Below are 15435 nucleotides of genomic sequence, written 5' to 3' on the forward strand. Positions count from 1 at the left end.
TTATCTGACAGTAAGCAATTATTTTTGAGAATACGGTACGAACTCAAGGCTGACAGAATTCATACAATAACGGGTTCCTGTAGGAGCCGGACCGTCATTGAAAACGTGACCTAAATGAGAATCGCAACGCTTGCAAACGACTTCAATTCTTTCCATTCCGTGAGAAGAATCCCTGTTGTAAGCAGTACCCTGTTTATCGGCTTCAAAAAAACTTGGCCAGCCACAGGTAGACGAAAACTTTGAATCTGATCTGAATAAATGATTGCCGCAAACAGCACAGTAGTATTCTCCCAATTCGTCAAATTCATTATATTTCCCCGTAAAAGGTCTTTCTGTGGCGGCTTCTCTTGCAATAGCATATAAATCCGGTGACAGAATTTTTTTCCATTCTTCATTTGAGACGTTCAGTTTTGTGCGGTCTGTTCTTGAATAATATGGATTGTTTTTTGCTTCAGTATTTTCCATAGGAGTCGTTTTAACGGGTTTTTGGGTCTGCGAACACATCTGCAGAACGGTTAATAATAAAAGGGGAATCAAAAATTTCATGATTGATTTTACAACGGAAAAGTCTATGCAAATTTTAATCCGTAATTTGTTTTTGATCATTTTATTTTTCTTCCCAATTCCAATTCACTAAATTTGAGACTATGAATGATGAACTAAAAAGAAAACAGCTCAATAAGTACAAAGCTATTGCTACAGGACTTTTTGTTTTGATGGCGGTTATTTTCGTGATAACGACCATTCTTCAGAAAACCCATGAATCCCATTGGATCGGTTATGTACGTGCATTTTCTGAAGCAGCGATGGTAGGTGCCCTGGCAGACTGGTTTGCGGTAACAGCTCTGTTCCGCCATCCCCTTGGACTCCCGATTCCGCATACGAACCTGATAGAAAACAGCAAAGAAAAACTGGGTGACAACCTGGGAACCTTTGTGGTTTCAAATTTTCTTTCACCCGAAACCATCCGCCCTTATATTCAAAAAATTAAGATATCAAATTTTGTAGGTGAATGGCTGACAAAGGAAAGAAACCAGGATGTCCTGATTAAAAATCTTTCAGATATTATTTTGGATATCCTCAACAAGCTGGATGATTCTGAGGTAAGCCGCTTTATAAGCAAAAAAGTCAGCGAAATGACCGATGATGTACAGCTGAATAAAATTTTAGGCCATGGAATCATCTATCTTTTAGATAAAAACGATCATCAGAAAATCGTAACCAATCTTTCAAAACAGATTAAAGAATATCTCATTGAAAATGACAGCATGATCCAGGAAAGAGTAAGAAAGGGAAGCTATACTTTTATTCCCTCTTTTGTCGACAATAAAATTGCTGAAAAAATTGCCGGCGGACTTTCTGATTTCTTCAGAGAAATTGAAGAAGATACCCATCACGAAATCAGGGATCTGATCACCAAAAAAATCTATGAGTTTTCTGTTGACCTGAAAGAAGATCCTAAATGGAACGATGAGTTTAAAACCATTAAAAACGACTTCCTAAACAATGACAAGCTGGATGAATATTCGAATGACATCTGGATCTCCATAAAGAAAACACTGAGTACAGAGTTGCAGGAAACTGAATCATCTCTAAAAAAATACATTACAAAAAATCTGAATGAATTTTCTCAAAATTTAAAAACCGACGAAAAACTACAGAATAAAATAGATCAATGGGTACGGGTAACTGCATACAAATATATTCTGAAAAACACCCATCAGGCCGGAAACCTCATCAGTTCAACGGTTGGAAACTGGCAGGGGAAAGAGCTGAGTGAAAAAATGGAACTGGAAGTGGGAAAAGATCTACAGTTCATCCGTGTGAACGGAACTCTGGTTGGAGGATTGGTAGGATTGATTATCTATACTATTTCGCACTTTTTTCTATAAAACTAAATTTATAAGCATAAAAAAAGCAAAGTCCTTAGTCTTTGCTTTTTTTATATATTTTATTCAGAACTTACCTTGAAATTCTACCTGCTCTTGTTAAAAGTTCCTGATTAATATCGTTGATCAATTGGGGTCCTTCATAGATAAATCCGGTGTATAACTGGACTAAAGTTGCGCCTGCATTCAGTTTTTCAATAGCATCTTTAGCAGAATGAATTCCGCCAACTCCAATAATCGGAAATGCTCTGTTGCTTTTATCTGAAAGATATTGGATCATTTTTGTACTACGCTCACGAATAGGTTTACCACTTAAACCACCGTTTCCAATTTCTGCCAAAACTTCAGGCGAAGTTTTTAAGCCTTCTCTATTAACTGATGTATTTGAAACCACAATTCCGTCAATCTTTGTATCTGCAATCAGTTCAATAATTTCATCCAATTGCTGATTGTTTAAATCGGGAGCAATCTTTAGTAAAATCGGTTTTTGTTTTGGCTTGGTCTGATTGATTTTTTTAACTTCTGTAATCAATTCTCTGAGATATTCTACATCTTCGAGTTTTGCGTGACTTCCAACATTCGGACAGCTCACATTGAGTACAAAATAGTCTACATAAGGATGCAAACCTTCAAAACAGTCAAGATAATCCTGCGTATAATTTTCAGGGGTTGTATTCGTATTTTTACCGATATTGCCTCCTATGATGATTTTGCCTTTATTCCCTTTCAGTTTTTCAATAGCTGCTCCAAGACCATCATTGTTGAACCCCATCCTGTTGATGATCCCTCCATCTTCAATGAGGCGGAAGAGTCTTTTTTTAGGATTTCCGGCCTGCGACTTCGGAGTTACGGTTCCAATTTCCACAAATCCGAATCCTAAATCTCCCAACTCATTAAAGAGAACTGCATTCTTATCAAAACCGGCTGCCAATCCTACAGGATTTTTGAATTTCAATCCGAAAACCTCTCTTTCCAGACGTTTGTCAACAATGGGTTTTGGAAGGAACAGTTTAGTCAGAAAACCGAAATTTTTAATCATCGAAAAAGTAAAATGGTGAACTTCTTCGGGATCGAATTTGAAAAGAATTGGGCGGATGATCGATTTGTACATTGGAAAAAAAGTTTTACAAAAATAATCATTTTAAAATTAATGTTTTGTTGACCTGTGATATTTAATCAGATTATAGGTAAATGATAAGAATGGTCAACTGTATAAACTTAAGTCGAAACCCAAAACATCCCCTACTTTTTTGAACTCATCGTCTATCGTAGCATTTAATGTAATTCTCTGGCTGGAAATCGGATGGTTAAATATGAGTTGGTGGGCATGAAGGGTCATTTTACTGATTCCGAATGTCTGAAGCCATAATTTATTCTGCTTATTGCAACCATGTTTGCGACAGCCTAAAATGGGATGTAAAATATGCTTAAAATGTTTTCTCAGCTGATGAAAACGTCCCGTTTCGGGAATTGCTTCTACCAGGCAATATCTGGAAGTCTGATGTTTTAAAAATGGCAAATCTATTTCCGAACTCTGCAGCCGACGATAAAAGGTTATTGCATTTTGTTTAACTTCATTTTCATTAACCAAATCGTAATCAATCGTTTCTTCTTCTTTTGTCCAGCCACGCAGAATTGCCAAATATTTCTTTTCTACCTGTCGAGCGGCAAACTGATCACTCATGATCCTGAGGGTTTCTTTATCTAAAGTAAACAGCAGGATGCCCGAAGTTTTACGGTCTAAGCGATGAACGGGATAAACTTTTTGCCCGATCTGCTGTCTTAACTCCCGAATGGCATACGTATCTGCCTCTCCTGAATAAAAAGATTTATGAACCAATAATCCACTGGGCTTATTGATGGCAATAAGATGTTCATCACGATAAAGAATTTCTAACATAGAACAAAAATAGATGTTTTTAGATATATGGCCCTGATCCTGTTTGAAATCCTGTATTAAATTTCAGAGCATGCATTATTCTTCAAACTTAAGGTGATGATTGAAGAACGGCAGCATCTGATTTTCGATACGACCGTTTTCTTTACTGACTTCGCTTCCGTGCGTTCCGATATACTCTTCAGCTTCATGTTTTATTTTTAGCATCTCAAGGTTTTTGCTTAAGCTCATACAGCTTGGGAGAATGTGTATCAGTTCGTCATTTCTTCCCCAGTCGAATTTTATCGCTTTCAGTTTTTTGATGTTTTCATATTGAGAAAAGACCAATTCGGACGTTGAATTTTTCTTAAGCTCTTCTATAACGGAAGCATCTACTTTCAGGATATCTCCCTGAAAAGAAAAAGGCAGATCTGCAAAAAAAGGAGGTTTATTTTCATTTCCGTTATATGCTCTTGCAATGGCAAAAATAATATTGAGTCCTGCATTTTCAGGTTTTGAAAGATCCTTTACCTCTCTCACATTTATCCCATTTTTATATGAATCAATTTCGCTTAATGCAAAGTATCCCGCATCTAAAATTCCCGGGGATAAGGCATAAACAGACGAAAAAAATTCAGGATGAAGAAATGCATTTCGCAATGCTCCGTTTCCGCCCATCGAATGTCCTGAAATTCCGCGACTGTCTTTATTGGCTATTGTTCTGTACTTTTTATCAATAAAATCTACCAGTTCGACCGACGTAAAATCTGACCATTTTCCTGAAGATTTTGAATTGGCATAAAAACTTCCTTTGAAAACCGTGCTTTCATCCGGCATCACCACAATTACAGGCTTTATCTTTTCTGAGCTGATTGCACGATCAATAATATGGTTGATCTTATCATTGGCTATCAATAAGCTGTCATTCCAGAAAAAGCCATGTAAGTAATAAATAACAGGATATCTTTTCGTTGATTTTTCATAATCCGGCGGAAGATAAACCGAAACCCTTCGCTCAGGATTTTCTCCTGCTTTGTTTTTTAAAGTTTTTGCGGTGATGGACGTGGTAATCACTTTTCCTTCCGGGATTTTCTGAGCCATAAAAACTGAGCAGATAAAACAAAGCTTACAATTAAAAAAACAGATTTTTTCATTTAGGAAATTTTCAGATAAAACAAATCTCGGCAAATTGTCTCAAAATAAGACAATAATAATTAAATTTATTTATTTCTTTTTAGCCATGATTGCAGCGGCATCCTTTTGCGGAACGGAGTGAAGCAAAAGATACAGCGGAAAGCAGGTTCCCAGCTCCTGAAGATTAAAAATAGAAATATTGCCTGTTTATTAACAGCTTTTTTATTTGAATTTCATGGAATTGGGATTCAAATTCATATTTTTGCACTTCAGACGTTAAAAAATTATGGCAAAGCAAGAAGATGTTTTCAAGAAAGTGATTTCTCATGCTAAGGAATATGGTTTTATTTTCCCTTCAAGTGAGATCTATGACGGTTTATCCGCAGTTTATGATTATGGACAAAACGGTGCCGAATTAAAAAACAATATCAAACAATATTGGTGGAAAGCAATGGTACAGCTTAACGAAAATATTGTAGGTATTGACTCGGCAATCCTTATGCACCCCACCACGTGGAAAGCATCAGGACACGTAGATGCTTTTAACGATCCACTGATTGACAACAAGGATTCTAAAAAGCGTTTCAGAGCTGATGTTCTGGTAGAAGATTACTGTGCTAAAATTGAGGATAAGGAAAATAAGGAAATTGAAAAAGCAGCCAAAAGATTTGGTGAATCTTTTGATAAGGCTCAGTTTGAAGCAACGAATCCTAAAATTTTAGAATATCGAGCAAAAAGAACTGAAATCCTTTCAAGACTTGCAAAATCTTTAGAAAATGAAGACCTTGCTGATGTAAAAGCTTTAATCGAAGAACTGGAAATTGCCGATCCGGATACCGGATCCCGAAACTGGACGGAAGTAAGACAGTTTAACCTGATGTTCGGAACTAAACTGGGAGCTTCTGCTGATTCTGCAATGGATCTTTATTTAAGACCTGAAACAGCACAGGGTATTTTTGTAAATTTCCTGAACGTACAGAAAACTTCACGTCACAGACTTCCTTTTGGTATTGCCCAGATTGGTAAGGCTTTCAGAAATGAGATTGTTGCAAGACAGTTCATTTTCAGGATGCGTGAATTTGAACAGATGGAAATGCAGTTCTTCGTTGCTCCGGGAACCGAACTGGAATTCTACCAACAGTGGAAAACAAAACGTCTGAACTGGCATCTGGCTTTAGGATTAGGAAATGAGAACTACAGATTCCATGATCACGAAAAGCTTGCTCACTACGCAAATGCAGCAGCAGACATTGAGTTTAATTTTCCTTTTGGATTTAAAGAACTTGAAGGTATCCACTCTAGAACAGATTTCGATTTAAAGGCTCACGAAAAACATTCCGGCAGAAAATTACAGTTTTTTGACCCTGAAAGAAACGAAAATTATGTTCCTTATGTTGTAGAAACCTCTGTAGGTCTTGACCGCTTATTCCTCTCTATATTTTCCCACTGCTTAAAAGATGAAGTGCTGGAAGACGGTTCGGAAAGAACAGTTCTATCGCTGCCTCCGGCTCTGGCTCCTGTGAAGGCTGCCATTCTTCCTTTAATGAAAAAAGATGGTCTTGCAGAATATGCTGAGAATATCTTCAACGATCTGAAATATGATTTCAACTTATTCTACGAAGAAAAAGATGCTATCGGAAAGCGATACAGAAGACAGGATGCTATCGGAACACCTTACTGTATTACCATTGATCATGATTCACTGACAGACCATACTGTAACGATCAGAGACAGGGATACGATGAAGCAGGAAAGAGTGCCGGTCTCTGAACTGAGACGCATCATTGATGAGAAAACAAACTTCAGAAATTTACTTTCGAAACTATAAATGAAAAGCCTTGAGAAATCAGGGCTTTTTTGTTGAAATTATATTTAAGTACATTACTAACGAAGTGTTTTATCTTTTTCATCTGTGAAAAGACCACATTAGATTTTGAAAATCTTGACTTTCGACTTATGTGGTCTAAGCATTTTAAATTAAATCAATTGTGATTTTGGGTGATGTTTTTAAAAATTTCACAACAATAGTTTCACATAAAAATATTTTCTTCAGTGTATTTGAAATATCCTTGAATTCATTACTTTTGGATTTGAAATAATAACTATGAAGAAAATTTATATACTGCTATTTGGACTGACCCAAACTTTCTCCTATTCGCAAACCAGAGATCTGGCATCTTTGGCTTCGGGGCAAAATATCGGCATGAATGCCCTTTTCGATACCAAAGATAATTTGTACGGATATGTTTCTATGTATTCTTTGGGCAAAACAGATAAAAAAAGCCAGAAATTTGAATATGTCATCCTGGATAAAAACCTCAACCCTGTTGCCAATAAGGAATTTGAGGCCGGCCTTTTGGTTTCTAATTATTTCGGGTATGTGGATTTTAAAGGACAGATTATCTTACGGCCATCTGACTTTAATTATCTACAGGCATTTTCAAGAGACGCCGCCTTACCGGTATCCATGGTAATTAATCCTAAAACAAATACCGTCGCTCCAAAAGTATATTATGACTATCTGGAGAACGGAACTTTCGTGGAAATCAATCAGCCCAAAAGCTTCAAGGAAGAGCGGAAAGAAAACCGTGCTGAAAAAAAAGACAAAGGCTACAACTACGTTTCATCTGTAGGAGAAATCAAAGAGGGCGGCTTTATCGCTGTAGAATACAATGATTACGGTAAGTATGTCAATAAAAACAGCCTGATCAAATTTGATGACAGCAAAAAAGAAATATGGAGATACAGTTACAATACCAATGGTGACAAAAAAGTGTTCTCTGATCTTACAATTTTAGATAAAGATGAAAAAAGTCTCTATGGAATTTTAAGGAAAGTCAATGATGATGAAAAAACATTTACTCTTCTGGTGATTGATATGAAAACAGGAAAGGAACTTTCAAACAAACCTGTTACAGGGCTTTCACCAGAAACCATTGATTATATTGACGACCTGTATTCCAGCGGCAGAAAAATGGCGAATGACAAAACCTTTGATGACAGAGTGATTCTTTTAGGACGGAACTATATTTCAAAAAAAGACAAGGGTTTTGCCAGATTGATGCTGGATAAAAAAAATTACAGTGTAGACCTCAAGGAATTAAACTACAAACCGGATCTCTCTAACCATATTCCCAAATTAAGCGCAGACGGAGGTGTGGAAAACGGCTACTTCCTTCAAACCAAAGATGTTTATTTCCTGAGTGACGGCAGTGTAGGAATCCTGTCAGAAAAGTTTAAACCTGAAGGAAACTACAGTGCTCCGAAAACTACAGATTTAGTATATATCAATACCGATAAGGATTTTAAGGTAAAAGATGTACAGGTTTTTGAAAAAGAAAAAACAAGATGGTCAAACAATGATTATCTTTTTTCGCAGTATCTGAATGACAGCAAAGATGTGGTTTTCTTCTACAGGGATTACCAGAAAGACCAGGTCACCAAAGAGAAGAAATGGAACCTTTTTATCAACACTGTGATCAACGGAAAATTCAAGCAGGAAGTTATTCCGATTTCTGAAAAAGATAATTATGTTGTGACCCCTTATATTGCAAAGGAAGGTTATATCCTTCTCCGTGAACTCAATGAGAAAGAGAAGTTTAATCAGATCCGTCTGGAAAGACTGAATTATTAATAATCCGGTTTAAATTTCAGCTGAACACTTCCTGATTTTTTCTGTATTAAAAAAAGAACAGCCGGATAAACAGCTGTCATTACAATACTGAGATATTTCATTAAAATCCTGACCGCTGGTCAGGATTCTTTTGTCTGATAGTAATCCGCAATATTTTTTATTTCATCTAAACTCAGATTCCACATAAAATTCAGGAACTGCTGGTAACTTTCGCTTTGATTTTTTGGGTCTACACGGTCTAGATACCGGTTGAGTTTGTAATTTTTCCGGGCTTCATAGATTTTGCTGAAACATTTTCCCAGCCAGCTTTTATAATACTTTTCTTCTTCGCCGTCCTGCAAAAACTGGAGACTTGTGTAAATTCCAACCCCGTAATCTTCTGAGTGATAAAAATTGGGCAGTGCTTCCATTCCTGCAATTTTTTCAAGAACTGCGTAAGATTCAGATGCTTTTTCGTCTGCAACCTCAACTTTCAGTTCCGGGAATATTTTCTTGAGATTATTAATTCGCAGGGTAACCTCAGGATGAGACTTTAAGGAATCTTTATTCAGTTTCTGATTAAAGTGATCATAGTTATAGAAGGAAAAATCTTCCTTTTTCAGCCATTTTTCCTGAAATTCCTGTTTTGGGAGATTAAAAAACTTTTTATACGTTTCTATTTTCAATTCTTTTGGTGAAATCGTGTCAAAATCTTCCAGTCTTTTCAGTGCATTGATAAATTCATTTTTTCTGAAGTCACTGTTTTTAAAAATAACATATCCCAAGGAATCAGCCTGCATTTCCTGTTTCCTGTTTTCTGCACCTTTCCGGTAAATCCTGTTTTTCAAAACATCAAAAGCTCTCTGGCTTCGGTTGATTTTATCTGATTTGATATTCTGAACCACCGTTTTGTCCATTTGGTCCTGGTTAATCATCTTGAGAATCGATTTTAAAGTATGTTCTGTGATTTTATGTCCTAATTCGTGGGAAATTACCGATGCCAATTGATCATCATTATTTAACCAGTTGAAAAGTCCCATATTGATTACGAACGTTCCTTCTGCAAAACAATATGCATTGGGTGTATTGTTTTTTGCAATAAGAATTTTCAGATTTTGCGGAATCTGAGGACTGTTTTTTCTCAAACGTTCAATCAGATTTTTTACTTTTGTATCAAATACAGAATTGAAAACAAAATCTTTATTTCTCACCTGTGCTTCAAAATCCTTCCCAAGTTCTTTATAGATTTTAGTCAACTCACTTCCTGCTTTCCCGGAATATTTTGTTTTCAGATCTTTAATGAGACTTTCATTGTTGGCAAGATAATTTTCAGCAAATTCTTTTCTTTGGATATAATCTGCGGTATCAAGCGGTTTGTACGTTTGCGCAAAACAAATCCCGGAAAAAGAAAACAACAAAAAGAGTATATGTTTCATCATAATCATCGATAATCACAAAAATAATTCATTTACCTATACATTTATTATTTTCCTCTCAAAATTATTTTAAATTTGTTACAGATCGTTTACCATGACAATTTTACTATATCTCATTGCTTTTATCGCTGTTGCGACCCTTTTAGTTTATTTATCCGGCTACGCCTATCTGTTCAGTGGAATCTCCAAAACCTATCTTCGCGGGAAATCAAGCGCCAATATTGATGACGGAAAATTTTTCACGAAAAATATCATCCACACCACAAATCCTGTTCTTTGGGACGAGCATCCTGATTACAATAAAGAAATACTACCGAAAAGTATCGTTGATGATTTGATTCATTCAAATACTGCATCTTTTTTGGTAATAAAAGATAGAAAATTATTGCATGAGCAGTATTGGAACGGCTATCATGAACTTTCGAAAACCAACTCATTTTCTATGGCAAAAGCAGTTACGGTAATGCTTTATGGAAAAGCTCTGGAAGAAGGAAAAATTAAAAATACTGATCAGAATTTCTCTGAGTTTTATGATGAATTTAAATTAAAACCCTTCGGTAAGGATTTAACTTTAAAACATCTTGCCCAAATGGAATCGGGACTGAACTGGGATGAGAACTACAAAAATCCTTTTCTTCCGAATGCCCGGGCTTATTACGGAAAAAGTCTGATGAAAGCTACATTTTCAAGAAAGTTTAAAGAAAAACCAGGCGAAAGATTTGAATATCAAAGTGGCTCAACGCAGCTGCTGGGATTTGCAGTAAAGAAAGCCATCGGTCAGTCACTTTCAAGTTACCTGTCTGAAAAATTCTGGATCCCTCTGGGAATGGAACAGAATGCAGAATGGAGCATTGACGAAAGCGGAATGGAAAAAACATATTGCTGCATCCATTCCAACGCAAGAGATTTTGCCAAACTGGGACAGCTGTTCCTGGATGACGGAAAAGCAGGCAGCCAACAGATTTTAAATAAGGATTTTGTTGAGCAGATGAGAACTCCTACTGAAAAATCCAAAGGCATTTACGGGATGGGGTTTTGGATCAATCATGACAATCCTGTTAAACATTACTACTTCCTCGGACTTCAGGGACAATACATCATTATGGTTCCTGAACACAAAATGGTAATTGTAAGAACCGGAAGTTATAATAATTTACCTAAAACTGACCGTGGAAGACCGGATCAGGTGAGATTTCTTGTGAATGAAACAGCAAAATTTTTCCGGTAAAAGTTCAGTAGTTTAACTAAAACTTCTGTCTTGGCAAACCTATTTCATGAGCCTGTGGATAAGGCTTCCGGGAGGTCATACTTACATCTTCCCGAACGAGGCGATGCGCATCATATTTTTTCTGTTCGTCATACGCATAACGGGGATCCGGAATCATCGGCATTTTTGCCATTTTATGGATGGTTACTGTCGGGAAATGATAATCAACCTCTACGGTTCCCAGTAAGAGGTAACATCCGCCTCCCTGAAAATCATACTGTTTTAAACAGTCGGGAAAGTGAGCCGTATCAAAATAATCCCCGCTGGCATCGATCCAAGTTCCGAAGAACATCGCTCCTTTTTTAGTGGGAACATGCTTTCTCGAAATGAGATAGGCCAGCATCTTCACCTGTCTTTTATGAAATTTCAATAAATCTTTTACGAGAACAGAACCTCTGTATTTGGTTTCCAGAAGATCAAACGGGCTGTAGGATACGGGAAATCCTATAATTTCCAATTCATCAAATGCATCTTCGAACCTTTCTCTTTTGAGCTCAGGAAGCTTGTATTCCTGAACGGGTTCTTCAATAAGCATTAAATTCCGGTTTTCAGGTTTAAAATTAATCAGCAGAAGCCTTGCTTCTATCAGCAGTTCATTTTTCTGCTTACCTGTAAATCTGAAAGCGCCGATGAAAACAAGAATCTGGATGGTCTCAATACCGATCGGAATACGCCTGATAAAGTCTTCCAACGATCTGTAGTTTCCGTTTTCCGCACGTTCTTCAGAAATCAACTGGGCAATTTTATTTTCGAGCGACTGTAAAAGCATAAATCCCAGATAAATTTCTTTTCCCTGTAAGGTGGTTTGAAATTCACTTGTATTGACACAGGGATTCTGAATAACAGCCCCCGACATCCTGGCTTCGTGAATATAAACTTCCGTCCGGTAAAAACCACCCTGATTATTGATCACCGAAACCATAAATTCCAAAGGGTAATACACTTTCAGGTATAAACTCTGGTAACTTTCCACCGCATAAGAAGCCGAATGTGCTTTACAAAAAGAATATCCTGCAAAAGACTCGATCTGCCTGAATGCTTCCGCGGTCATCTGTTCCGAATGCCCTTTAGTTTCAATACAGGATTTAAAAAAGTTAGCTTTCACTTCGTTAAGCTTTTGAATAGATCTTTCTTTCCCGCTCATGGCACGCCTTAGAATGTCACCATCCGCATGGGTAAGACCACCAAAATACTGTGCGATCTTGATGACATCTTCCTGATAGACCATGATTCCGTAAGTTTCCTTTAAATTTTCTTCAAAAACAGGATGAAAATATTCGAACTGATCAGGATGGTTGTGCCTGAAAATATATTCCCGCATCATCCCGCTCTGGGCAACTCCCGGTCTGATAATGGAAGATGCAGCGACCAAAATTCTATAATTATCACATTTGAGCCTTCTCAATAAACCGCGCATGGCAGGAGATTCTATGTAAAAACAGCCGATTGTTTTTCCGATGGCTAAATATTCATTGCAGGTATTTTCATCTTTTGAAATTGAAGTATCACGAATATCAACTTCAATTCCTCTGGTTTTTTTGATGAGCCTTACCGTATCGTTGATTGTTCCGAGCCCTCTCTGAGAAAGAATATCAAATTTTTCAAGTCCTATATCTTCTGCCACATTCATATCAATCTGAGCGAGTGGAAATCCTTTAGGAGGCATTTCCAGGGCGGTATAATTGGTAATAGGTTCTTCAGAGATCAGAATTCCACAGGCGTGCATGCTTCTCTGGTTGGGAAACTTTTCTAAAAGCTTACCATATTCATAGACCTGCTTTACGATTTTATCTGAATGATGATGCTCTGTTTTTTGAACCGCAAGAATATCCAGCTCTTCCTTGGGAAGGCCAAAAGCTTTACCCACTTCCCGAAATATCGAACGGTATTTGAATTCTACATTGGTTCCGCAGAAAGCCACATGATCTTTTCCGTATTTACAGAAGATATATTGTAGAATCGCATCTCTGTTCTGCCAGCTCCAGTCGAGATCAAAATCCGGTGGAGAGGTACGGTTTAAGTTTAAAAAACGTTCAAAATAAAGATCCAGTTCTATAGGACAAATATCCGTGATTCCCAGACAGTAGCTGATAATACTGTTGGCTCCGCTTCCCCTTCCTACATGCATGAATCCCATCTTATTGCTGTACCGGACAATATCCCAGGTGATCAGAAAATAGGCAGAGAACCTGAGTTCTTCAATAACGGCTAACTCTTTTTCAACTCTTATCCGGGCGGTTTTGTTCTCACCATATCTGTTTTTTAATCCCACATACGCCAGTCTGGTCAAAAGTTTTATATCTTCTTTCTCAGATTTTTTAAAATACTTTTTGTTTTTATTTTCAGTACTTCCCGGTTCTTTGTAATTAAATTCAAAACTGCACCCGGCGAGAATTTTCCTGGTATTCCTTATGATTTCAGGATAGCGCTCAAATGATTTCAATAAATCGGATTCAGACCTTACATATTCTGATTTGCCGCAGACATCCTCTTCCGAAAGCTTGGAAAGCAATGTATTTCCATCAATTGCTCTCAGGATCCGATGAAGGTTGTATTCTTTTTTTGTACTGAACGTAATGGGTTGCAGTACCACCATCTGATGAATTTTATCTTTAAATTCAGGGCGAATCAGCAGGTTAAGCTCTTCTTCCCTAATTCCTATAAATTCGTTTTCTTTTAAATTTTCCGGGATATTATTCAAAGGATAAATGACAAAGACCTGATCAAATCCGGGAGCCGTTTCAGAAAGCTCAGCCCCGTCACAGTTATGGGCAGTCAGGATTTTATTCACCTCCCCTACTCCGCTGAATTCTTTGGCAACAGCAATGTAAAGTAACTTTCCCTCCTTTCTTATTTCCATTCCGGCAACAGGTTTAATGCCAACGTCTTCACATGCTTTTTTAAAATCATAAATCGCTGTCACGGTGTTGATATCCGTGAGCACCAGTTCTTTAATTCCGAGTTCATTGGCCTGGTTTACCAGTTCTTTAACTGATAAGGTTCCGTAACGGAGGCTGTGAAAGGAATGACAGTTAAGAAACATTGTAATTTATATTTTAAAATTATTTTCCGAAATCAAATCCTGAAGCCCGTCCTACAGCATCTGCCCCAAAGCGATTTTTAATAGAATCCATGGTTTGATAGAGGCTCATCTGTTCTTCGGTATCTTCAAATAAATTCATCTGATGGTTTCCGTGTACCAGATCGGTAAAACGCAGACCCACCAGCCTGAGCCGCATTCTTCTGGTGTAAACTTTATTAAACAGTTCCAAAGCTATTCGTGACAGGGTGTGGTCGGCAGAAGTATAAGCCACTCTGTGCTGTTTGGTTTCGGTATCGAAATTGGCATACCTTATTTTAATAACCACTGTAGAGGTCAGCCATTTTTCCTGCCTCAACTGGTAGGCTAACTTTTCTGCCATTCCGGATATCAGTCTTCTCAGCTCTACCATATCCATCATATCTGCATTAAAGGTTTTTTCTGTGGAAATAGATTTTCTTTCAGAATAAGGAACAACAAGACTTTCATCAATCCCATTGGCTTTTTTCCACAGTTCTTTCCCGTTGATGCCGATCATCTGCTGAAGCACCAAAACAGGGACTTCTGACAGGGTCTGAATGGTTCTGATTCCTATTCTGGACAAAAGCTGAAAAGTCTTGTCCCCCACCATCGGAATCTTTTTCACTGACAGTGGATTCAGAAAAGATTTGGTTTGTTTTTCGATGATCTGCAGTTTTCCATCAGGTTTAGATTCTCCGGTTCCTATTTTTGACACTGTTTTATTAGCAGACAGCGCAAAACTCATCGGCAGACCGGTTTCTTTGGTTACTGCAGCAGAAATTTCCTGCGTCCATTGATAACATCCGAAAAACTGATCCATTCCGGAAAGATCGAGGTAAAATTCATCGATACTTGCTTTCTCAACCACCGGAACCCTTTCCTGAATAACTTCTGTAACGAGATGTGAGAGGTTGGAATACAGCTCATAATCACCTTTGATCACCTTTGCATCGGGGCACAGCCTCAATGCCATCCTGATCGGCATGGCAGAACGTACACCGAATTTCCTGGCTTCGTATGAGCATGAAGCAACCACTCCCCGGTTACCTCCCCCGATAATCAGGGGAATTCCGTTGAGCTGGGAGTTATTAAGCCTTTCACAGGATACAAAAAAGGTGTCCATATCCATATGAACAATTGCACGATTCATTTTACAAAA

General features: G+C 37.6%; 11 protein-coding genes. 4 read left to right on the plus strand and 7 right to left on the minus strand.

The window, feature by feature from the left end; genetic code table 11:
• Window positions 1-18 precede the first annotated feature (18 nt).
• Window positions 19-504 carry a peptide-methionine (R)-S-oxide reductase MsrB gene (msrB, locus tag AC2A07_RS00600; protein ID WP_484048923.1) on the minus strand — a complete coding sequence of 162 codons (486 nt, stop codon included), beginning with the start codon at window positions 502-504 and terminating at the stop codon, window positions 19-21.
• A 143-nt stretch (window positions 505-647) separates the two neighbouring features.
• Here msrB and AC2A07_RS00605 point away from each other — a divergent pair, with 143 nt between their 5' ends.
• Window positions 648-1892: a DUF445 domain-containing protein gene (locus tag AC2A07_RS00605; protein WP_484048750.1), complete on the plus strand. Its 1245-nt coding sequence runs from the start codon at window positions 648-650 to the stop codon at window positions 1890-1892.
• 70 nt (window positions 1893-1962) lie between these two features.
• Here the strand turns inward: AC2A07_RS00605 and AC2A07_RS00610 are convergent, their stop codons facing one another.
• The 3 genes from AC2A07_RS00610 to AC2A07_RS00620 all read right to left on the minus strand — a co-directional run bounded on the left by AC2A07_RS00610 (window position 1963) and on the right by AC2A07_RS00620 (window position 4866).
• Complete coding sequence (locus tag AC2A07_RS00610) at window positions 1963-3000, minus strand: quinone-dependent dihydroorotate dehydrogenase (protein WP_484048751.1); 1038 nt, start codon at window positions 2998-3000, stop codon at window positions 1963-1965.
• Between the two features lie 93 nt (window positions 3001-3093).
• On the minus strand, window positions 3094-3789 hold the full coding sequence (locus tag AC2A07_RS00615; RefSeq protein WP_484048752.1) for a pseudouridine synthase: 696 nt from the start codon (window positions 3787-3789) through the stop codon (window positions 3094-3096).
• A 75-nt stretch (window positions 3790-3864) separates the two neighbouring features.
• A complete protein-coding gene (locus AC2A07_RS00620; RefSeq protein ID WP_484048753.1) occupies window positions 3865-4866 on the minus strand; it encodes an alpha/beta hydrolase in 1002 nt (333 codons plus the stop codon).
• Between the two features lie 319 nt (window positions 4867-5185).
• Here AC2A07_RS00620 and AC2A07_RS00625 point away from each other — a divergent pair, with 319 nt between their 5' ends.
• Window positions 5186-6727 (plus strand): glycine--tRNA ligase, encoded by a 1542-nt coding sequence (locus AC2A07_RS00625; protein WP_314493104.1) that lies wholly within the window; start codon window positions 5186-5188, stop codon window positions 6725-6727.
• Between the two features lie 276 nt (window positions 6728-7003).
• Complete coding sequence (locus AC2A07_RS00630) at window positions 7004-8533, plus strand: hypothetical protein (RefSeq protein WP_484048754.1); 1530 nt, start codon at window positions 7004-7006, stop codon at window positions 8531-8533.
• Between the two features lie 119 nt (window positions 8534-8652).
• Here the strand turns inward: AC2A07_RS00630 and AC2A07_RS00635 are convergent, their stop codons facing one another.
• Window positions 8653-9951: a M48 family metalloprotease gene (locus AC2A07_RS00635; RefSeq protein ID WP_484048755.1), complete on the minus strand. Its 1299-nt coding sequence runs from the start codon at window positions 9949-9951 to the stop codon at window positions 8653-8655.
• Window positions 9952-10042: 91 nt separating this feature from the next.
• Between AC2A07_RS00635 and AC2A07_RS00640 the strand changes: the two genes are divergently transcribed.
• Window positions 10043-11176, plus strand: a complete 1134-nt coding sequence (locus tag AC2A07_RS00640) for a serine hydrolase domain-containing protein (RefSeq protein ID WP_484048756.1) — start codon at window positions 10043-10045, stop codon at window positions 11174-11176.
• Window positions 11177-11192: 16 nt separating this feature from the next.
• Here the strand turns inward: AC2A07_RS00640 and AC2A07_RS00645 are convergent, their stop codons facing one another.
• Both AC2A07_RS00645 and dinB read right to left on the minus strand, forming a co-directional pair.
• Complete coding sequence (locus AC2A07_RS00645) at window positions 11193-14258, minus strand: DNA polymerase III subunit alpha (RefSeq protein WP_484048757.1); 3066 nt, start codon at window positions 14256-14258, stop codon at window positions 11193-11195.
• Between the two features lie 19 nt (window positions 14259-14277).
• Entirely contained in the window at window positions 14278-15426 is a 1149-nt protein-coding gene (dinB, locus tag AC2A07_RS00650) for a DNA polymerase IV (RefSeq protein WP_314493117.1), read from the minus strand.
• Between the last annotated feature and the right edge of the window lie 9 nt (window positions 15427-15435).

It is taken from the genome of Chryseobacterium sp. HNCC26DJ238, from assembly GCF_057180465.1.